This is a genomic window from Methylobacterium gregans (assembly GCF_022179245.1).
GTDB classification, from domain to species: domain Bacteria; phylum Pseudomonadota; class Alphaproteobacteria; order Rhizobiales; family Beijerinckiaceae; genus Methylobacterium; species Methylobacterium gregans.
The window spans coordinates 1-20,326 of sequence record NZ_BPQM01000032.1; the positions used below are offsets into that span (position 1 = coordinate 1).

Annotated in this window: 20 protein-coding genes and 3 pseudogenes; 14 read left to right on the forward strand and 9 right to left on the reverse strand. The window is 66.9% G+C overall.

Annotated features, from left to right (window positions below; all coding sequences use genetic code 11):
- The 4 genes and pseudogenes from MFF54_RS08325 to MFF54_RS08340 form a co-directional block, all read right to left on the reverse strand.
- Nucleotides 1-239 (reverse strand): annotated as a pseudogene (locus MFF54_RS08325) (hypothetical protein); the annotation flags it as partial.
- A gap of 95 nt (nt 240-334) precedes the next feature.
- A complete protein-coding gene (locus MFF54_RS08330) occupies nt 335-814 on the reverse strand; it encodes a hypothetical protein (protein WP_238302148.1) in 480 nt (159 codons plus the stop codon).
- Nucleotides 815-911: 97 nt separating this feature from the next.
- Entirely contained in the window at nt 912-1,292 is a 381-nt protein-coding gene (locus MFF54_RS08335; RefSeq protein WP_238302149.1) for a hypothetical protein, read from the reverse strand.
- A gap of 267 nt (nt 1,293-1,559) precedes the next feature.
- The gene (locus MFF54_RS08340; protein ID WP_238302150.1) at nt 1,560-1,985 is read right to left on the reverse strand and encodes a hypothetical protein; all 426 of its coding nucleotides are present in this window, start codon (nt 1,983-1,985) and stop codon (nt 1,560-1,562) included.
- A 242-nt stretch (nt 1,986-2,227) separates the two neighbouring features.
- Here MFF54_RS08340 and MFF54_RS08345 point away from each other — a divergent pair, with 242 nt between their 5' ends.
- From MFF54_RS08345 to MFF54_RS08380, 8 genes and pseudogenes are all read left to right on the forward strand, one after another.
- Nucleotides 2,228-2,488, forward strand: coding sequence for a helix-turn-helix domain-containing protein (locus MFF54_RS08345; protein ID WP_238302151.1), 261 nt, complete (start codon nt 2,228-2,230; stop codon nt 2,486-2,488).
- A gap of 341 nt (nt 2,489-2,829) precedes the next feature.
- Entirely contained in the window at nt 2,830-3,852 is a 1,023-nt protein-coding gene (locus tag MFF54_RS08350; protein ID WP_238302152.1) for an IS110 family RNA-guided transposase, read from the forward strand.
- Nucleotides 3,853-4,378: 526 nt separating this feature from the next.
- The gene (locus tag MFF54_RS08355) at nt 4,379-4,834 is read left to right on the forward strand and encodes a carboxymuconolactone decarboxylase family protein (RefSeq protein WP_238302153.1); all 456 of its coding nucleotides are present in this window, start codon (nt 4,379-4,381) and stop codon (nt 4,832-4,834) included.
- A gap of 208 nt (nt 4,835-5,042) precedes the next feature.
- Nucleotides 5,043-5,792, forward strand: a complete 750-nt coding sequence (locus tag MFF54_RS08360; RefSeq protein ID WP_238302154.1) for an SDR family oxidoreductase — start codon at nt 5,043-5,045, stop codon at nt 5,790-5,792.
- Between the two features lie 41 nt (nt 5,793-5,833).
- Entirely contained in the window at nt 5,834-6,250 is a 417-nt protein-coding gene (locus MFF54_RS08365) for a cupin domain-containing protein (protein WP_284286764.1), read from the forward strand.
- Between the two features lie 95 nt (nt 6,251-6,345).
- Complete coding sequence (locus MFF54_RS08370) at nt 6,346-7,251, forward strand: sigma-70 family RNA polymerase sigma factor (RefSeq protein ID WP_167858757.1); 906 nt, start codon at nt 6,346-6,348, stop codon at nt 7,249-7,251.
- 98 nt (nt 7,252-7,349) lie between these two features.
- Nucleotides 7,350-8,315 carry an oxidoreductase gene (locus MFF54_RS08375; RefSeq protein WP_135419818.1) on the forward strand — a complete coding sequence of 322 codons (966 nt, stop codon included), beginning with the start codon at nt 7,350-7,352 and terminating at the stop codon, nt 8,313-8,315.
- Nucleotides 8,316-8,584: 269 nt separating this feature from the next.
- Nucleotides 8,585-8,863 (forward strand): annotated as a pseudogene (locus MFF54_RS08380) (integrase core domain-containing protein); the annotation flags it as partial.
- A gap of 64 nt (nt 8,864-8,927) precedes the next feature.
- On the opposite strand, the gene MFF54_RS08385 reads toward MFF54_RS08380, so the two are convergent.
- A complete protein-coding gene (locus MFF54_RS08385; RefSeq protein ID WP_135419817.1) occupies nt 8,928-9,674 on the reverse strand; it encodes an SDR family NAD(P)-dependent oxidoreductase in 747 nt (248 codons plus the stop codon).
- A gap of 100 nt (nt 9,675-9,774) precedes the next feature.
- On the opposite strand from MFF54_RS08385, the gene MFF54_RS08390 reads away from it, so the two are divergent.
- Nucleotides 9,775-10,680, forward strand: coding sequence for a LysR family transcriptional regulator (locus MFF54_RS08390; protein WP_238302156.1), 906 nt, complete (start codon nt 9,775-9,777; stop codon nt 10,678-10,680).
- Nucleotides 10,681-10,747: 67 nt separating this feature from the next.
- On the opposite strand, the pseudogene MFF54_RS08395 reads toward MFF54_RS08390, so the two are convergent.
- Nucleotides 10,748-10,978, reverse strand: a pseudogene (locus tag MFF54_RS08395) (alpha/beta fold hydrolase); the annotation flags it as partial.
- A 55-nt stretch (nt 10,979-11,033) separates the two neighbouring features.
- Nucleotides 11,034-11,789 (reverse strand): SDR family NAD(P)-dependent oxidoreductase, encoded by a 756-nt coding sequence (locus MFF54_RS08400; protein ID WP_238302157.1) that lies wholly within the window; start codon nt 11,787-11,789, stop codon nt 11,034-11,036.
- A gap of 98 nt (nt 11,790-11,887) precedes the next feature.
- Here MFF54_RS08400 and MFF54_RS08405 point away from each other — a divergent pair, with 98 nt between their 5' ends.
- Nucleotides 11,888-12,802 (forward strand): LysR family transcriptional regulator, encoded by a 915-nt coding sequence (locus MFF54_RS08405; RefSeq protein WP_238302158.1) that lies wholly within the window; start codon nt 11,888-11,890, stop codon nt 12,800-12,802.
- Between the two features lie 456 nt (nt 12,803-13,258).
- Here the strand turns inward: MFF54_RS08405 and MFF54_RS08415 are convergent, their stop codons facing one another.
- Complete coding sequence (locus MFF54_RS08415) at nt 13,259-14,134, reverse strand: alpha/beta hydrolase (RefSeq protein WP_238302159.1); 876 nt, start codon at nt 14,132-14,134, stop codon at nt 13,259-13,261.
- 697 nt (nt 14,135-14,831) lie between these two features.
- A complete protein-coding gene (locus MFF54_RS08420) occupies nt 14,832-15,578 on the reverse strand; it encodes a pirin family protein (protein ID WP_238302160.1) in 747 nt (248 codons plus the stop codon).
- A gap of 108 nt (nt 15,579-15,686) precedes the next feature.
- Here MFF54_RS08420 and MFF54_RS08425 point away from each other — a divergent pair, with 108 nt between their 5' ends.
- From MFF54_RS08425 to MFF54_RS08440, 4 genes are all read left to right on the forward strand, one after another.
- On the forward strand, nt 15,687-16,553 hold the full coding sequence (locus tag MFF54_RS08425) for a LysR family transcriptional regulator (RefSeq protein WP_238302161.1): 867 nt from the start codon (nt 15,687-15,689) through the stop codon (nt 16,551-16,553).
- 167 nt (nt 16,554-16,720) lie between these two features.
- Nucleotides 16,721-17,344, forward strand: a complete 624-nt coding sequence (locus MFF54_RS08430) for an isochorismatase family protein (RefSeq protein ID WP_012321606.1) — start codon at nt 16,721-16,723, stop codon at nt 17,342-17,344.
- 174 nt (nt 17,345-17,518) lie between these two features.
- Nucleotides 17,519-18,136, forward strand: coding sequence for a glutathione S-transferase family protein (locus MFF54_RS08435; RefSeq protein ID WP_238302162.1), 618 nt, complete (start codon nt 17,519-17,521; stop codon nt 18,134-18,136).
- A 58-nt stretch (nt 18,137-18,194) separates the two neighbouring features.
- Nucleotides 18,195-20,258 (forward strand): 2Fe-2S iron-sulfur cluster-binding protein, encoded by a 2,064-nt coding sequence (locus MFF54_RS08440; RefSeq protein ID WP_238302163.1) that lies wholly within the window; start codon nt 18,195-18,197, stop codon nt 20,256-20,258.
- Nucleotides 20,259-20,326: the final 68 nt, after the last annotated feature.

Genomic DNA, 20,326 nt, shown 5'->3' on the forward strand with positions numbered 1-20,326 from the left:
GGCGCGCGGTGCAGGGCGCGGACATCGCCCTGCACGATCGAGAGCCGCGACGGACCGGACGCCCGCGCAACCAGCGCTTGGGATCGTAGCTCGGCCAACGAGGGCAGGCTCAGCGTGCCGACACCGTAGCTGTAGCCCCCTCCGCGGCAGCGCAAGCGGCCGTCGACCACGGACAGCACCGCCTGCGTCTCTTCGTAGGGCCCTTCCGGGAAGCCGGTGATCCGCTCGAACCAATCCATGCTGATGCTCCTGAGATCGGCCCTGACACCACCGGCTCCCAGCCCTCCGCCTTCGAGACCTCCCGGCGAATGAGAGCATCCATCCCGAGACATCCTCAGAACACGAACTTCCAGTCGATGCGCCGGACCGGGGCCGCCACGTCCGTGAGGCTTGCCGAGCACATCACGACGACGTCCTCCCGCACCGCCCGCGCGCCGGCCCGGACCGGGTTCGGCTCGACCATGAAGCACAGGCCGGTGGCCGGGTAGAGGGGCTGGCTGTCGGGCCGGTCGGTCGGCATCAGGGTCACGGCGGTCAGGCGCAGGGCGTAGCCGTAGGCGTTCTCCAGGTCGGGCGTCTGGCGCGTGAACAGCGCCATGACGGTCCGGGCATTGCCCTGGCCGTAGCCGGTGACGAAGCTGACCTCGCCCGTCCCGTCATCGACCAGCCGGAAGTCGCTGTTGCAGGGCAGGCTGCGGTCGTTGACCTTCAGCTCCAGGCAGAGTCCGGCCTTCGTTGCATCGACGGCGGGGTTGGCTTGGGCCGGGTGCGCGGCCAGCACCAGGAGACCGAGCGTGAACAGCGTGCGCGACATCGGGTGATCCGGATCAGGAGTGAGACGGGTGATCGCGCCCGCTGCTGCGGCCGCCTCGGCAGGGGAGGGCTGGGCAACAGGCGCCGGCGGGAGCGCCTCAGCGCCGCTTGAGCGATCCGTCGAAGGCACAGGCCGCGCCGTGGTAGGAGCTGCAATCCTTCTCCTCCATGCGCACCCGGGCGCGGTCGGCGGAGAAGCGCAGGGTCAGGGTGCAGGTCTCCTCGGCGCCCGGTTCCGTCTTGCGCAGCACCAAGGTCATCGGGCCGCTCGGCCGGGCCAGCCCGCGCAGGTCGCCGGTGCACTGGTTCATGAGCGCGGTCTCGGCCAGGACGAAGTGGGTGTCGCTGCCGTCGCCGAGCGCGAACACCTGCAGAGCGAGCTGGCCCTCACCACGTCCCTGATAGCGGCCCTCGAACGGCGAGGCCGCAGAGGCCGGCGCTCCGGCCAAGGCCATCAGCACGCCGAGGGGCGCGGCCAAGGTTCGCCGCTGGAAGGCTACCGGCCGTACTGCGAGAGGAGAGATAGATGGATGAGGCATGGCGGGGGATCTCGCGGCATGGATGGTGAAGTCGGCCCCGACAGGATGCGACCGTCAGCACGGGCTGCTCGGTCACGCGGACGAGGCTGTCGTAGGCTGGAGTAATGCGTGGTGGTCCGACCGGACGGGGAGGACTGGTCGCGGGTCACGCTGCATCGCCGCCGAGCGCGTGCCGGGGGCCAGCCGCGCCGAGGACGCGGTCGGTGCTCAGTACGACCAGAGGACGTTCAGGTGGACCTCGTCGCGCTCGGGCGTCGTCCAGGTCAGGATGGCGGTAACCGCCACATGCCCGGCGTTGGTGTAAACCTCACCCAGGCAGGTCCGCCGGCCGCCGTACTCGGCGACACCCGGGAAGGCGTCGCGCAGACCTCCAACTTTCTGCAGAACGAGGCCTTGGGTGCGGGCGGCGGGGGAGCCGCTGACGGCCTGGGCGAGCATGTGGCGCGTGGGCGGGCTGTCGCAGGCCGGCATCTGACCCGGAGTAATGGCAAGGAGCGCATCGCGAGCGCTCTGGCGCGGCATCAGGAAGAAGATGCCGATGCAGGCGATGAGGAAGGCGACGAAGGCGTAGCCCCGCCAGCCCTCGGCCTGCAGAGCCTTGAGCATGCCCCGCCAACCCTGATCCTCCGCCATGATTACCTCGTCTGCTGCTGTCGGCTCCTCATTCGCAGGCGGACGAGGAAGTTTAGTCGAACGGATGGCGTTCAGGCTTGCTTGGCCAGCCGCATCGGGATCTCGGTCGGCAAGCGAGCAAGGCTCACGGCCGTCATCGGGATGGGCGGGCATCCTCAACTCAGCCGCGGCAGCGCCTGCCTCGCAATTATGTCGAACATATTCGATGGTTTCCCTGCTGCCAAGCTGGCGCAGTCCCGGCCATGGACGGACGTGCGCGCGTGGCGTGGCACCTGCGGCGGCTGCGGGTGGCACGGGGCTTCAGCCAGGAGGCGCTGGCCGTCGATGCGGGCGTGGACCGCACCTACGTGAGCGGGATCGAGCGCGGCAGCTTCAACCCGACGGTCGAGGTGCTGGAGCGCTTGGCGAGGGCGCTGGGTTGTGACGTGGCGGAACTCTTCGCCATTCCGCAGGCAGATGATGAGGTGCCAGCTCCTCTACGCCCTGGCCGAAAGAAGGCCTGATCTCGCGCTGCCTCTGGAAGACACCAAGATTCGCGCGGCTGGGCCGCTGCTACTGCCTCGAACGGGGTCCCACGCGGCCAAAATTGGCGTCTCACTGGCACGGGTGCCTCAACCTCATAGCTCCCGCTTCCAAAACACAAAGGGCGTCCTGCGGCCCCGCAGTGCAACTAACCCTAGGTCCAAGAACCTGGACCTCGGTGGCCCAATTGGCTGCATGCCGGCAATGCTTGCCCACGACCAACGGAATGCGAAGTCCTGACCCCAAGCGTAGGGGTGGACGCCCCCTGACGGCATCGATGTGCCAGAGTGGAGGTGTTGCAACACCACTGCAGGAGGCGTCCATGGGTGAGGTTAGCACAGTCGGGATCGATCTGGCGAAATCAGTTTTCCAGGTTCACGGCGCGGATACGAGCGACGCCGTCGTTTTCCGCAAGAAGCTGCGGCGTGATCAGGTGCTGACGTTCTTCTCGACACTTCCGCGTTGCGTGGTCGCTATGGAAGCATGCGCCAGCGCTCATTACTGGGCTCGTGAGATAGCTTTGGCAGGCCACGAAACGCGGCTCATCCCACCAGCCTACGTGAAGCCGTTCGTGAAGCGGCAGAAGAACGACATGGCCGACGCTGAGGCGATCTGCGAGGCGGCGCAGCGACCGACGATGCGGTTCGTTCAGGGAAAGAGCGCGCAGGCCCAGGCCTCCGCAGTGGTGTTCCGTACGCGCGACCTGCTCGTGCGTCAGCGGACCCAATTGATCAATGCACTGCGCGGGCACCTCACCGAGTTCGGGTACGTCGTTCGCCAAGGTGTCGGGCACGTTGGCCAACTCGTGGCGATCGTCCGCGACCCGACATCTGACGTGCCGGCCGAGGCAAGGCCGGTCCTGGCCATCATTGCGGGCAGCCTAGAGGCGCTCCAGGCGCAGATCGCACTTCTGGACCGCGAGATCGCCCAACGCGCGAAGGACGATGCCGTGGCCAAGCGGCTGATGACGATACCGGGTGTCGGCCCGGTGATCGCGACCGCACTCGTGGCTCTGGCACCGGCCGCCAGTACCTTCCGCCGCGGGCGCGACTTTGCGGCTTGGCTCGGTCTCGTCCCGCGGCAACGCTCCAGCGGCGGCAAGGAGCGGCTGGGGCGAACGACCAAGATGGGCGAGCGTAGCCTGCGACGGTTGCTGATCCTGGGCGCGAGCTCTGCGACCAGGGTCGCGGCGCGTGATCCCGATAAAGCTGGGGCATGGTTGGCCGGCATGCTGTCGCGCAAGCCGCGCATGCTGATCACCGTCGCCCTGGCGAACAAGATGGCGAGGATCGTCTGGGCCTTGATGGCCCATGGCGGCTCCTACAGAGCTCCGGCCACGGCGTGATCGCCACGGCCTGAGGCGTCAGGGAGGCAGGGAAGGTCAGTCGAGAGGTATGGCGCAACGGTCAGAAGACGAAGTCGGGAAAACCAGTGAATGTCCAGGCGCCTCGAGCGCGCGAAAGCGACTTGGACCCGATCCGCGATCTCCATACAGGCCAGCAGCCGTGATGATGGCTGCATCGAAAGGCCGGACACACGGAAGCACCTGATCCTGCGCGCACAGATCTCTCAAACACCCCCTTGAATCCGATGGGGCGTCCACACACGGACATTCGGAGCACTGCCGCTGAAGGTCCGGATGGGAGCGGCGACCAGACCTTGGCGCTTGGTCCGGCAGCAGAAGTTCCGTGTCCGACCCATGACGGTCGACAATCGACCTGCTCAGCCTGCTTGGAAGAGGGCGTAGATGCGCTCGGCTGGAACATGATCCGCTTCGGACGAGAAAGCAGCATCGCACGTCACATCCGAGTCGCTCGGCTCGTCATGGCTTTGAACGTCGATCTCTGGCGCTCCGAGCACAAGGAAATGACATGAGCGAGAACAAGCGACTGGTCTGGAACGAGGTGGCTCCGCAAGGTGCCAAAGCGCTTTATGGCATCCACCACTACATCACCACTGGCACCGATCTACCCAATGAGCTGATCCATCTCGTCTTTCTGCGAGTGTCGCAGATTAATGGCTGCGCGCACTGCATCGACTTGCACACCCGGGATCTCCTAAAGACGATGCCTTTCGAGAAGGTCGCCCTGGTTCCGGTCTGGGCCGAGGTACCCCACCTGTTTTCTGACCAATACCGCGCCGCGCTCGCGTGGGCGGAGGAAGTCACGCTGGTCAGCGATACGCACGCTTCCGATGAGGCCTATGCGGCCGCAAGCACAGCCTTCGCGCCCAAGGATCTAGTGGACCTCACAATCACCATCGCCGCGATGAACGCGTTCAACCGCCTCGGTGCACCGTTCCGCCTCCCGGTCCAGGCGAAGGCCTAGTCGGTTCTGCGCTCCGTCAGGGGCGGCGCCAGCGCCGTCCCCTTCCCGCGGATGTCAATCGATCCCCGGCGGCAGTTCGACGTCTCACGTCGCTGATTTTTTCCGGGGCATGTCACATCGGGCCCATCCCGCCTCGTCATTTCTCCGACGGACGCCTGAAAGCGGCAAGGAGCCACTCCATCCGTTCACGAACAAGGAGACGGGTACCATGAAGATCGTGGTGATTGGTGGAAGCGGCCTCATCGGCAGGCATCTGACGGCCGAACTGTCGCGACAAGGACACGAGGCCATTGCGGCTTCACCGAGCAGCGGGGTGAATGCGCTGACGGGCGAAGGCTTGGCCGGGGTTCTTGCCGGAGCCGACGTCGTCGTTGACGTGTCGAACTCTCCGTCCTTTGAGGACGCGGCGGTGCTCGACTTCTTCGAGCGCTCTGGCCGCAACCTCCTCGCCGCGGAGCGCGAGGCGGGTGTGAAACATCACGTCGCCCTATCCATCGTCGGCACGGACCGCCTGGAGGGGAACGGATACTTCTTCGCGAAGGTCGCACAGGAGCGATTGATCGCGGCTTCTGACCTTCCCTACACCATCGTCCGGGCGACGCAATTCTTCGAGTTCGTCGCGACGATTGCCCAGGCTTCCGTCGCAGGCGACCGCATCGTTGTTCCCGATGCCGACTTCCAGCCGATCGCCGCCGCCGATGTCGCCGCAGCGCTCGCCGATGTCGCGCTTGCTCCCCCGCGCAACGCGACGATCGAGATCGCCGGGCCGGACCGCCTGCCGTTCCGCGACTTCGTCGCCCACTCGATCGCATCCACCGGCGACCGTCGGGAGGTGCTAGCCGACAGGGCGGCGCGCTACTTCGGCGCTGCGCTCGGCAAGGGTTCGCTTGTTCCCGAGCATGCGGAAGCGGCACGGCTCGGGCCGACGCGGTTCGAGAACTGGCTCGCTGCTGCCTGAACCGCTGCGCTTCTCCCCATCCACGGAGAAAGACCCCTTCCATGTTCAGAGCATTTCTGCTGGGCGCCCTCGTTGCCGCCTCCGTCGTTCCTGCAATGGCGGCCGATGTTGCGAGGGGCGAGGCCCGGGTCACGACGATCTTTGACCATCCGCTACCTTCAGTTCCAGGCAAGAGTCTGCGCGGCGTCCTCGTCGAGTACGGTCCGGGCGGATCCTCACCGCCTCACACCCACGCCGCATCTGCCTTCATCACGGCAACAGTGATCGAGGGCGCGGTGCGCAGCCGGATCAACGACGGCCCGGAGAAAGTCTTCCGCGTCGGCGAGAGCTTTGTCGAAATGCCCGGTGATCACCACGGTGTCAGCGCTAATGCCAGCGACGTCGAGCCCTCCAAGCTCCTCGCCGTTTTCGTCGTGGACACGGCCGACCGGGTGTTGACGACGCCGGACCGGCCCTAACAGCGGCGGCGCGCGAACTCAGCTTTTCAAGGCGGCAAGGATAGCCGATGGTCATCCACATTCGCTCAACCGGCTTCGTTTACGAGGAACGGGCCATGTCGCAGGCCGAAATTGCCACGGCGACCTTCGAGTCCTATCGCGCGCGGCTATTGCGCATCGCCTACCGCATGCTCGGCTCGCGCAGCGAAGCGGAGGATGTCGTGCAGAATGCCTGGCTGCGCTGGGTAGCGGTGGACCAGACGAAGGTCTCTGCTCCCTATCCGTTCCTCGCGCGCATCGTGACGCGCCTCTGCCTCGACGAGATGAAGTCGGCCCGCGCCCGCCGGGAGACCTACGTCGGCGCTTGGCTACCCGAGCCACTCGTCGAGAACGAGGAAGATGGGCTGGACAAAGATGACCTGACGCTGACGCTGATGATGGCGCTGGAGCGTCTGTCTCCGCTTGAGCGGGCGGCATTTCTCCTCCACGACGTCTTCGGCGTGCCGCTCGGCGAGGTGGCGGATGCGCTCGACCGGGAGGCGGCGGCCGTGCGCCAACTCGCCGTCCGGGCACGGCGGAACGTGGAGGCTGCGCGTCCGCGCTTCCCCGTAGAACGCGAAGAGGGCGAGCGGATTGCACGGGCCTTCTTCGCGGCATCCACCAGCGGGGACACCGCAGCGCTGCGTACACTTCTCGCCGAGAACGCGGTGCTGCGCTCCGATGGCGGCGGCAAGGTTTTGGCCTTCATCAACCCCATCACTGGATTGGACCGCCTCCTGCGCATGTTCGAGGGTGTGCGGCGCAAATGGGGACAAGGCTGGGCGCAGATGCTCGAACCCGTCTGGATCGACGGCTTGCCCGGCTATATCAGCCGCGAACGCGGCGACGTTCTCCAAACCACTGCGCTCGCCATTGAGGACGGCCGGATCACGGCGATCTACATCACCCGCAATCCCGACAAGCTCCGCCACGTCGCGCAGGCTCTCGCGGTGAGACCGAATCCAACCTTGCGGACACACTAATCAGACAGCGGGCGCCCCCGAGCCGCCCTACGCGACATTCAGCCTCGCAAAGCGCTTCATGCTTCTGCACAGCGCGCCGGCTCACGCAGGACATCAGCATGACACAGCAAACGCCCATCGGCTCCGGCTTCGGCGCTGCCAGTACCGCTATGGAGGTCGTCTCTGGAATCGATCTCTCGCGAAAACTTGCCATCGTGACCGGAGGAGCTTCGGGCCTTGGACTCGAGACGACACGCGCGCTCGTTCACGCCGGGGCCCACGTGATCGTCCCGGCGCGCGATCCCGAGCGGGCAAGCTTCGCCTTAAGCGGCCTCAAGGGCGCAGCGGTCGAACTCCTGGACCTTGCCGATCACCGATCGGTCGCCACCTTCGCTAATCGTGTCGTGTCCGCTGGCCGGCCCGTGTCGATTCTGGTCAACAGCGCGGGCATCATGGCGACACCGGAAACGCGGGACGCTGAAGGACACGAGGCGCAGTTCGCGACGAACCATCTCGGCCATTTCCGTCTCACGCTCGGCCTTTGGCCAGCCCTCGTTTCAGCACAGGGTGCACGCGTCGTTAGCGTCTCGTCGCGCGGCCACCAGATCGCCGGGGTCGACTTCAAAGATATCGATTTCCGGGTTCGTCGCTACGACAAGTGGGTCGCCTATGGGCAGTCAAAGACAGCCAACGCCCTCTTCGCAATGGCACTCGACCGCCGGGGACGTAGTCACGGCATCCAGGCCTTCTCGCTTCATCCAGGCCAAATCCTGACCAATCTCGCACGCCATCTCAGCCCCGAGGAGATCGCCTCGTTCGACGCGCTGGACGAGGAGGGCCGCCCCATCATCGATCCCAAACGCGGGATGAAGACGATGGAGCAAGGGGCCGCGACCAGCGTTTGGTGCGCCACGAACCCGCGTCTCGACGGCCTTGGCGGCGTCTACTGCGAGGACTGCGACATTGCCATCGTCAACGAGGGAGGCGGTGGGAGGAAGGGCGTCAGCTCCTGGGCTTGCGATCCGGAGGCGGCGGAGCGCCTGTGGCAGCTGTCCGCTGAGTGGACTGGTTTTCATAAGATTTAAGTTCAGGAACTTCCGCAAAAGAAGACAGCTAGGTCTTTTGACATTTCATGGCCGCGGATGGCTGCTTTTATGTCCGTGCTGGTGTGACCTGACCGGCTGGCTTTGGACCGGGCTGATTGAGAGGATCAGCTTGGACCGAGGGAGTCGGACATGCGACGAGGACAGAAGGCGAGCGCGGAGCAGGTCGTGCTGAAGCTGCGCCAGATCGAGGTTCAGACCGCCCAGGGCAAGAGTTTGGCGTTGGCGTGCAAGGAGGTGGAGATCTCCGAGCAGAGCTGCGCGACGAGTGCCTGCGCCAGGAGATCTTCTACTCACTCAAGGAAGCCCAGGCCGTGATCGCCCTGTGGCAGACCACCTACAACCGCGTCCGGCCGCACTCGTCCTTAGGCTACCGGCCCGCCCGCGCCTGTCAGCTTCCCCGATCTGGCCTTCCGCCTACCCATGGCAGCGGCCATGCAGTAGCCTCTCACTCGGCTCGGTCCAAAATACCGGTCAGGTCAGTATCTGCCACACCTTTGCGTCCACTATCCGTCTTCAGACCAAAATGAGTGCCAACATGAAGACGCCAACAGTGAAGTCCGAGGTATTGAACATCATGCTCGTTTTCGACATTCAGGCAAGTGAGATGCCGCCATCGACGCGGAGGTTGACCCCGGTGATGAAGCTGGACTGATCGGATGCGAGGAAGAGTGCGGCGCGCCCCAGTTCCTCCGCGGTGCCAAGGCGCTCCAGAGGGATAATCTTGGTGAGCTGCGCCTCAAGTGCAGGACGCGCCTCCACGGCAATGCCCAGCTTGCCGAGGATGGGCGTGTCGGTCGGGCCGGGACTGAGCACGTTGACGCGGATGCGCCGGTCCTTAAGCTCCAACGCCCAGCTACGTGCAAATGCTTCCGTCGCAGCCTTTGCACCGGCATAGGCCGCGTGTCCGTCGAGTACCTTTGCGGTTGCGATCGAGCTGGTCAAAATGATGCTGCCGCCGTCGCGGATATGCGGCAAGATGGCCTGAACGCCGAAGAAGACACCGCGTGCATTTGTAGCGAACTGCCTATCATAATCATCGACCGACACGTCCAATGTCGTCGCAATGACATTGATGCCGGCATTGGCAACATAGATGTCCGCTTTTCCGAATCGCTCGGACACGAAGTCGGCGACACGCTGATGGGTGGCGAGCTCGACGACATCGCCGATAATGCCATATGCGGATGCACCGAGCTGTGCTGCAATCTTATCTACTGCATTCTGGCGGCGCCCGACGATGATGACTTGCGCGCCTTCATCCACGAATGTGCGGGCAATCGCGAAGCCGATCCCGCTGTTACCTCCGGTGACGATTGCTACTTTGTCTTTGAGATGCATGGCCGTTCCTTTTGTTGGCTGTTGCAATCTCGTCTCTTCCTAGCGTCGTGCTAAGTCCGTCACTGAACCATCCACTTGTTCCAAAAGGCGAGTAATAGCGATGGATCGTATGCATGGTCTCGGCGCCTTTGTCCGAGCGGTGGAGGCAGGCTCCTTCACCGCAGGGGCTCGATTGCTAGAGACGACGCCTTCTGCCATTTCCAAGAGTATCGCCCGGCTCGAGCGGCGCTTGAAAGTCCGGTTATTTCATCGTTCGACGCGATCACTGGCGCTTACCGAAGAAGGCCAAGCTTATTATGACCGCATTGCCCCACTCGTGCATGCCATTGAGGACGCGAGCGGCATGGTTGGTGAGCAGTCTTCTAACGGCAGGATCAAGGTGACCATGCCGGCGGAACTAGGTCGCGCGTTGTTGGAGCCGATCACACGCGTGTTTTTACCATGTCATCCTCGGATGAGACTTGAGGCAAATCTGAGTGATCGGCGGGTTGATCTTATTCACGAGGGCTATGACGTCGCGATCCGGGCAGGTACGCCGCCGGACACGGAACTGACCGCGCGGTTACTCGGGACGCTAGAGCTCGTGCTAGTCGCCGCTCCCGCTTATCTCGACCGCGTCGGTACACCCAACACCCTGACCGACCTGCAAAGACACACGCATGTCCGCTATAGACTTGGTGGTTTGCCTTATCCGGTGCGGTCGGCATGGGGGCCAACGGTGGCGCTGCCAGCTGGCGCTTTCGACGCCGATGATGGCGAGGCGTTGCGCATCGCTGCTGTGAACGGGCTCGGGATTACGCAAATTCTTCACAGGTCCGTGAGCCACGACCTGGCGTCAGGACGCCTACGACGCGTCCTCTCCGACGTACCGTTGGCAACTGTGCCGGTGTACGCGCTTCACGCCTATGCTCGCTTAGCGCCCGAACGCCTGCAAGTTTTTCTCGACTTTGTTGCCGACACGCTTCGGGCTTGGGATAGTCGAAGCGTGCCCGATAATGATCGATAGAGGAGGTCACAAAAATCCGAACGATGCTTCGAAGAAATTCCCAGTCCGCGGAACCTCACCGAGCAGATTAGCTGTGTATGAAGGCAGGCAAATCAGAGTTTATTAGGTCCGGATGCGTCTGGCACATACCGTGCGGTAGCCCTGGGTAGGTCTTGAGCGTACCGCTTCTAAGCAGCTTGATCGACTTTATAGCGGAGTTGTGGATTGGAACGATCTGATCGTCCTCGCCATGCATCACCAATACGGGCACATGGATCGCCTTCAGATCCCCGGTGAAGTCAGTCGCACTGAAAGTCTGGGACAGGGACGCCGGCATGAGGCGGCCGGCGTCCTGGATGGCTGTCGTGGGAGGCTCAGACCTGGGCCTGCCCACCATCGGCGAAGAGCTCGATGCCGTTGACGAAGCTCGCGTCGTCAGAGGCCAGGAACACGGCCACCTTCGCGATCTCGTCGGCCTCGCCGACCCGGCCCATCGGGATCTTCGAGGCGAGGTAGTCGAGCAGGCCCTGCTGCTGGGCCGCGTCCGGTCCGGCGAGTTCGACAAGGCCCGGCGTGCGGGTCGCCCCGGGGCTGAGCGTGTTCACCCGGATGCCACGCCCCTTCAGGTCGAGGATCCAGTTGCGGGCGAAGGCGCGCACCGCCGCCTTCGACGCCGCGTAGACGCTGAAGGCCTCGGTACCCTCCGTGCCCGCCGTCGAGCCAGTCAGGATTACGGAGGCGCCGCTCGCCAGAAGCGGCAGCGCTTTCTGCACCGTGAACAGCACGCCCTTCACGTTGCGGCCGAAGGTGTCCTCGTACTGCGCCTCGGTGATCTCGCCGAGCGGCAGCATCGAGCCGCCGCCGGCGTTGACGAACAGCACATCGATCCGGCCGGCCTGCGCCTTCACCTGCTCGTAGAGCCGGTCGAGGTCGGCGAGCTTGGAGGCATCCGCCTGCACGCCGGTGGCGGCCGGGCCGATTTCGGCAACGGCCTTGTCGAGCTCGGCCTGCCGGCGGCCCGTGACGAAGACGCGCGCGCCCTCGGCGGCGAAGCGTTTGGCGGTGGCGAGGCCGATGCCACTGGTGCCGCCGGTCACGACGGCGACCTTGTCGGTAAGCTTCTGGGGCATGGTTGGGTCACTCCCGTTCGGGTTGGTGAGCGGAAGATGGCTCCATGGCCGCGCTTGCGATATAGAAACGTCCGCAAACCATCGTTGCAGATCTGTCGATGTCGAAGCTGCCGGATTTCGAAGGCCTCGCCCTCTTCGCCAAGGTCGCCGAGGAGCGCTCCTACGCGGGCGCGGCCCGCGCTGCAGGCGTGTCGGTCGCGACCGTCTCTCGGGCCGTCAGCCGGTTGGAGGAACGGCTCGGCGGGCGCCTGTTCAACCGAACCTCACGCCAGCTTGCCTTGACCGAGTTCGGCCTGCGGGTGGTCGAGGGCGCGGCCCGCTCCTACCGCGAGGCGGAGGCGGCGGAGGATGCGGCGCGCGAGCTGTCGAGCCGGCCACGCGGCACGGTGCGGCTCGCGGTGCCGATGTCATTCGGCCTACGCTGGGTTGCGCCTCTCCTCCCGGACCTGTTCCGGCTCTACCCTGAGATCGCGGTCGACCTGCATCTCTCCGACGCCACGGTCGATCTGGTGGGCGAGGGCTTCGACGCGGCCCTGCGGATCGCGGCGCTGCCTCATTCCTCGCTCGTCGCCCGGCGTCTCCTGCCGGTCACCCCTCTCGTCGTGGCGGCGCCGGCCTACGTCGCGCGGCACGGCCGTCCGGCACACCCGCAGGACCTGAGGCCGGAACACTGCTTCGGCTACGCCTACCGCGCCCGCCAGGGCGTCTGGCGCTTCGCCGGACGGAGTGGAGAGGAGGCGACAATCGTGCCGGCCGGTCCCCTGCGGGTGACGAACGCGGACGCGCTGCTGCCGGCCCTCCTGGATGGCCTCGGTGTAGCGGAACTGCCGGACTTCATCGCCGGCGAATACCTTGCCGACGGTCGCTTGGAGGGGCTGCTGCCGGACTGGCATCTGCCGGGCGGTGCGCTCTCCTTCGTCACGCCGAGCTCCCAGGCGCGGCCCGCCAAGGTCGAGGCCTTGGCCGAGTTCTTCGCAGCACGCCTCTCCCGCAGGCTCTTCGTGCGGGACTAGCGACGGCATCACGATGAGCGCGGCGCGAAGGGCCCGGACCCGGCTCGTGACGTCCGGCCCTGGTCGGATGAGGCCGCGCTGACCTCGGCAGCATGTCGGAACGGCATCGCTCGCAGGACGTCCTCGACCCGCTGCCGCCCATTCGCGCATAACCCCCCAAGATCCTACGTGAATGCGCGGCCCCGAGGCGCGAGGACGCCTCTAGTATCAGCGCCGCCTCTCCGCACCCTGCGAGGCGCCGTGCCGCGCCAATGCCGGCGGCGCCTCCTCCTACGATGATGACGCCGAACTCGTTGCGCATGTGGTGAAGGTGAGATCTGGCACCGAGCGGGACAAGCGCCGTGTCCTTCAAGACTGAGCGCCGGCCGAGGTGGCCGCACGCTCGGCGAGGCGCGTCACGTCCAAGTTCCGGAGCTTCATCGATTTCGCGGTGGCTGCCTTCGGGCAGGCGGCCAATCAGGGCTCAAGGGCCTGCTCGACGAGGACGCTCACCTCCCCCCAGGCTGGGGTGGATGGCGTGACCAGGTCGAAGTGGCCGGCGTCCGGGACATCGACGAGCCTCGGTGCGGTCGCGACCCTACCCCGCAGGGCGCGGGCATAGTCGTAGGCGACCCAGGGCGGCACCAGCCGGTCTAGCACGCCGCTGACCATGACGACCGACCCGACCGACGGCGTCAGGGCCGCGGGCGAGACCTCCGCGAGCGTGGCCGCCGGGGCGAGCCGTTCCGCGATGCCGGGGCCGCACAGCACCGAGACGAACCGGGCGAAAGTCGCGAGGTCGCCTACGCCGCCCAGGCTGATCACGGCGCGCGGCACGAACCGGGGCGGCCCGTGCAGGGGGCTCGCGGCCGGAACCGAGCCGCGCGAGGCCGCCCACAGCGCGAGATGGCCGCCTGCCGAGTGTCCGACGAGCACGACCCGCGAGAGGTCCAGCCCGTGGCTGGGCGCGTCCTCTGCGAGCCGATCGAGCGCGGAAGCGACGTCCTGGTAGGTGCCGGGATAGCCACCGCCGGCCTCGTTGGCACGGCGGTAGCCGATGCTCCACACAGCGATGCCCCGACGCGTCAGCTCCGGTCCCAAATGGCGCATCTGCTCGCGCCCGGCAGTCCCAGCGCTCCAGCAGCCGCCGTGGATGAGGACCGCGACCGGGTGCGGGCCGTGACCCTCGGGCAGGAAGACGTCGACGCCCTGCGCGGGAGCCTCGCCGTACGTTACCTGCAGGTTGGGCTTCGGCCGCGGCAGATCGCGGAAGGTGGCGAGCTCGACCGGGTCGGCCGAGGCCGGCCCGGCTACCAAGACCATCGCCAGCACGAGGGCAGAGCGTGGTTTCATGCCAGCCTCCCGCCGACCGTCGTCGGCCGGCATCGACAGGTCGCGTCGGCTTTCAGCATAGCAGACCCGCACACGGAACGTCTGACCCAAGCCGCGATGCACCCGGTCCCCACCCGGCTCGCGCGGATCGGGGACAAGGCCCCCTCCTCGCTCCCGTCGGGCACGGTAGCCGCGGGTGGTTCAAGGGTCGGGCATGCCAGCGCGTTCATGGGGCGGTTGCCGGCGATCCCGGTCGATCCGCAGCTCGCGCCCTACGGCCGAGAGTGATTTAATGCCCCACAATGTTAGGATGTTGTGGCCGCCCGGACCTGCCATTTCCTGCCAATGGCAGCTTTCGGAAGCTAAGCGGCCGTTCCAACGGCTCCATTTAAAAGACCGCTTATGGCGCGTAGCCGACCAGTCGGCGTGCTAACTCCTGACCCCTTGCAGACCTTCAAGCCTGCGAGCCCAGAACTCCGCTTGGTAGGAAGAAGCGGACCTATGAGCGGCGGCCACGACATCAGCAGCTACGGGCATATTAGCGACCGACGGGTAGCAGGCATGTCAGTGCGGTTCACTACGTGGTGGAAGACTATGGGTCCGGCTCTCGACGCGCACCGGCCTCGCAACCGACCTCCACCGTTGCACCTTCCGCTGCGCGCCCCGGTCGAGTTCGATAATTCCATCGAGGGACACGACCGGTGCGCGGAACGCGCGATTAATCAGCGAGTACGTTCCCGCTGAACATGCCACCGCGGAAAACCGGTGCGCCCTGATCGGTCACGAAGAGGACGAGGTCGGCGTCGGAGCCGGCCAGCACCCTCCCGCCGTCCCCCTTGAGGTACGCCGTACCACCCGCCCGCAGCGTCAAGCCGCCGACCTCGACGTCGCCGCCGAAGACGTGGAGCAGGCGAACCGCATCGGGCGCCGGAAGCGGCGGCAGGGACAACGCTGCCCTGGCCGCAACATGCGCGTCGGAGACCCATGCCTGGGCTCGGACCTCCAGCGGCGCGCCCTCGGGCCCGGCGATGAGGCGCCACTTGCCGTGGCTCAACACCTCCCCGAAGTCGTGGAACTGGACCTTGGGTCCGAGGTCGGCCGCCCGCGGCCGCAGGAAGATCTGCAGTGCCTCGACCGGGCCGTGGTCCAGCATGCGCTCCTCGTGCTGGAAGGTGTGGCCGGCGTTCATCATCATCAGGCGCGTCGCCGTGATCTCCTCCGCGTTTCCGACCGTGTCCCGGTGGAGCATCCGTCCGGCCCGGACGTAGGTCAGGATTTCGTCGTCGCGGTGCGGGTGCATCCCGATGACGTGCCCGGGCGCCACGGTGGCGCGGTCGATCCGGCCGATGGCGCCTAGGCCGCTATCTCCGCCGCCGAGGCTCAGCCCGGGACGGATGATCTCGACGGCGAAGCCACGGGTTGGGTCACCCATGCGGTCGCCGCGTCTGAGCTTGGTCACGTCCATGGTCGTCGTCCTTTCTCGGTGGGCATCTCCTCCATGGAACGTAGCGTCGTCGTACCAGGGACGGTATCGTCCGATCCGGGCAAGCTCCGTCCCGGGAAGCGGAACGCGATGGACGTGGACGACCTGAGGACCTTCGTGGAAGTCGCCGACGCGGGAGGGGTCTCGGCCGCCTCACGCCGCCTCAACTTGGCGAAGTCGATTGTCAGCCGGCGGCTTCTGCGGCTGGAGGCCGAGCTCGGAACACAACTCCTCGCCCGTACTACCCGGGGCGCGGCCCTGACCGAGGCGGGCACGACGTTCCGGGAACATGCGGCACGGATCTGCACGGAGGTAGACGCCGCGCTGGAGGCGGTCGCGGTTGGCGGCGAGCTCCGCGGCCTCCTGCGGGTTGCCGTACCCTCCACGTTCGGCCCGACGCACTTCGCGCCGGCCATCGCGGAGCTGACCCGTCGCCATCCCCAACTGCATATCAACTGCCGCTACAGCGACCGCTACGTCGATCTCGTCACCGAGGGCTTCGATTGCGGCATCCGGGTCGGCTACCTGGCGGATTCGAACTTGGTCGCGCGCCGCATCGGATCCTTCTCCGTGCGGCTGTTCACAAGCCCGGACTATGTCGCCACGTACGGCGCCCCCGAGACGCCCGAGGACGTGCCCGGCCATCCCGCCGTGATGATCGCGACGGAAACCTGGACGTTCAGCGCCGGGAGCAAGCCGTTCCCGGTCCGCCCGACGGGCCGCTTCCGGGCCGACAGCGCGGTGGCCATCGCGGAAGCGACGGCCGCGGGTGCGGGTATCGCCGCGCTGCCCGATGTCATCGCGGAACCCTACGTCGCAGCCGGGACCCTGATACCGGTCATGCCGCGCTATGCGCTTCCCTCCATCGGGATGTTCGTCGTGCGCCCACCGGGGCAGCACTCCTCGCGCAAGGTTCAGGCGCTCACCGACCTGCTGATCGAGCGGTTCGGCCGATAAGGCCCCCTTGCAGCGACAGGTGCCGCCCTGGCAAGCGTTCCGGCGGCGTTCCGGTTTCAGGGACGCAGAGTGCCGGAAGTGGCGGCTAGTGGCCCTTCTCATGGAACGGCATCTTCATCGTGCCGGGTGGCTCCGAAGCGGGACCATCCCCACCGAAGGAGAGCACCATGTCCTACGAGAGATTGACCGCCGAGAACGCCGCCGTCCTGTTCGTCGACCACCAGACCGGTCTTGCCAACGGCGTGCAGACCCAGACGCCCGCGGACTTCCTGAACAACGTGAAGGCGCTCGTCACCATCGCCCAGATCTACAAGCTGCCGGCCATCGTCACCACCAGCGCGGCCGACGGCCCGAACGGGCCGGTCTTGCCGGTCGTCGCCCAGGGCCTGCCCGACGCGACCGTCGTGCACCGGCCGGGCGAGATCAACGCCTTCGACAACGCCGACTTCGCCGCCGCCGTGAAGGCGACCGGTCGGAAGAAGCTCCTGATCGCCGGCATTTCGACGGAGGTTTGCGTGGCCTTCGCCGCGCTCGCGGCCCGCGAGGCGGGCTACGACGTCTACGCGGTGCTGGATGCATCGGGCACCTGGAGCAAGCTCGTCGAGGAAGCGGCCGTCGCCCGCATGGTGCAGGCAGGCGTCGTGCCGATCACCTGGGTCGCGGTCGGCGCCGAGCTTCTTGGCCACTGGCAATCGGCCACCGGCGAGGCGCACGCTAGGCTGATGGGCGACCACCTGCCCTTCGCCGGCAACATCTACGCGAGCTTTCTGGCCGCCAAAGGTCAGGCGTGACCCGTTTCGAGGGACCCGGCCGTGCATCCCGCACCGGCCGGGCCCGTCAGGATGGATTGTTCCGCTCGCGACAACAATGAACTGCGGAGGTCGAGCATTCTCCCGACCCCCTGATCGCGTCACCTTGCCAATGTGGTTCGGGCTTCACCCGGACAGAAAGCAGGGAACGCGGTCATGAAGCTCTACCATCATCCCCTCTCGGGCCACGCGCATCGGGCCCGCCTGTTCCTCTCGTTGCTCGGCGTGCCGCACGATGCGATTGAGGTCGACCTCAAGGCAGGCGCCCACAAGCGGCCCGAGTTCCTTGCCCTCAATCCGTTCGGCCAGGTGCCGGTCCTCGACGACGACGGAACCGTCGTCTCCGACTCGAACGCCATCCTCGTCTACGTGGCGCGCAAGCTGGGGCGGACCGATTGGCTGCCGGAGAATGCCGAGGGTGAGGCCGCCGTGCAGCGTTGGCTGTCGGTGTCGGCCGGCGAACTGGCCTACGGCCCGGCCGCCGCGCGCCTCGTCACCGTTTTCGGTGCCAATTTCCGGCCCGAGGAGGTGATCGGGCGGGCGCACACGCTGCTGGGCCGCCTGGAGGCGCATCTGACGGGCCGGGAATGGCTGGTTGGCGAGCGGCCCACCGTCGCGGACGTGGCGCTCTACAGCTACCTGGCGCGTGCACCCGAGGGCAACGTCGACCTCTCAAGCTACGTCAACGTCAACGCCTTCCTCCGCCGCATCGAGGCCTTGCCGGGCTTCGTCCCCTTCGTCCAGACGCCGGCCGGCCTCACGGCCGCGGCGTGACCCCGCTTGTTCGGGCGCGCCGGTGCGCGCGCCCGACCGAACCGGACGGGAGAGTATCATGAGCGACGGTCCGACCGTCACGAAGTCCTCGCCCTGGCATCCGGGCGAGAAGGCCATCCAGCAGCAGGTCGGCGTGGCCGAGCGGATGGAGCAGGTCGGGCGCCGCGTGGTGCGGGACTTCATGCCCGACCAACACCGCGCGTTCTACGAACAGATCCCGTTCATCGTGGCCGGCAGCGTCGACGGTCGGGGCGACGCCTGGGCGACGCTGGTCGCCGGCGGTCCCGGGTTTATCGCCTCGCCGACGCCGACGACACTGGACATCGCGGTGCGGCCGGATCCGAGCGACCCGGCGAGCGCGGGCTTGCGCGACGGGGAGGCCATCGGGCTCCTCGGGATCGAGCTGCACAACCGCCGACGCAACCGCGTCAACGGCCTCATCCGCGCCGCGGCGGACGGCGTTCTGAACTTCGCGGTCGACCAGAGCTTCGGCAATTGCCCGCAGTACATCCAGCTGCGCGACTTCGCCTTCGTCCGCGACCCGCGTGAGCCCTTTTCTGGAACCGTCGAGGAGAACGCCGGCCTCGACGCGGACGCGCGCGCCATCGTCGAGGGTGCCGACACGTTCTTCGTCGCCTCCTACGCCGAGCGTGACGGCCGCCGCCAGGTCGACGTCTCGCACCGCGGCGGCAAGGCCGGCTTCGTTCGCGTCGCCGAGGACGGGACGCTCACGGTCCCCGACTTCGCCGGCAACCTGTTCTTCGCCACGCTCGGCAACATCCTCCTGAACGGCCGGGCCGGCCTCGTCTTCGCCGACTTCGAGACCGGCGACCTCCTGCAGATGACGGGCGACTCCGAGGTCGTCCTGTCCTCCCCCGAGATCGCCGCCTTCCAGGGCGCTGAACGGCTGTGGACGTTCCGGCCCCGCCGGGTCGTGCGGCGGCGGGGCGCGCTGCCCCTGCGCTGGACGTTTCAGGCGGACGGCTGGTCGCCGAACTCCCTGATGACCGGTGACTGGCACGCGGCCGCCGACCGGCTCCGGGCCGCCGACCTCGCGACGCAATGGCGCCCGTTCACGGTCACGAAGATCGTCGACGAGAGCCGCACGATCCGCTCCTTCCACCTCCAGCCTGCGGACGGGTCCGGGCTGATCCCGCACCAGGCGGGGCAGCACCTGCCCATCCGTGTGCCGCTCCCCGGCGCGGACAAGCCGGTCATCCGCACCTACACGCTCTCGGTCGCGCCATCGGACGCGGTCTACCGGATCAGCGTCAAGCGCGATGGCACTGTGTCCGGGCACCTCCACGACACGCTGCGGGTCGGCGACTTGGTCGAGGCGCGGGCGCCGGCCGGCGGCTTCACCATCGACGCCCATGCCAAGCGGCCGGCCGTGCTGCTCGCCGGCGGCATCGGCATCACGCCGCTGCTGGCGATGCTGCGCCACCTCGTCTACGAGGGCCTGCGCACCCGGGGCATCCGGCCGACCACACTGGTCCAGGCGGCCCGCTCCAAGGAGGAGCGTCCCTTCGATAGGGAGGTGGCCGAGCTCGCCGCCGCGGCCGGGAGCGCGGTGAGGGTCGTGCGGGTGCTGAGCGCACCCGGGGATGCGATGGCGGGTGTCGACTACGATGTCGCTGGCCGGGTCGACATGGCGCTGCTCGCCCGCGTGCTGCCGTTCGGCGATTACGACTTCTACCTCTGCGGTCCGGCGGCCTTCACGCAGGCGCTCTACGACGGGCTGCGGGACCTGAACGTCGCCGACGAGCGCATCCACGCCGAGACCTTCGGTCCCTCGTCCCTGGTCCGGAGCATACCGGCGGATGCCGGGGCGGCCGCGCTGCCGCCCGCGTCGACGGAGCCGGTTCCGGTCGCCTTCCTGAACTCGTCGAAGGAGGCGCGCTGGACGCCGGACGCCGGAACGCTGCTCGAACTCGCCGAGGCCCGCGGCCTCAGCCCGGAGTTCAGTTGCCGGACCGGAACCTGCGGCACCTGCCGGACGAAGCTCCTGAAAGGTGCGGTCACCTACGCGAAGGCGCCCACCGCTCCCCACGCGGCCGACGAGGTGCTGATCTGCTCGGCCACCCCGGCCGCGGGGAGCGACCCCGTTCATCTCGCCCTCTGACCGAGGGCGATGGCTGAGGGTCCCGTCCCGCCGGCCTGCCGACCGACCTCCCGACACGCGTCCACCCC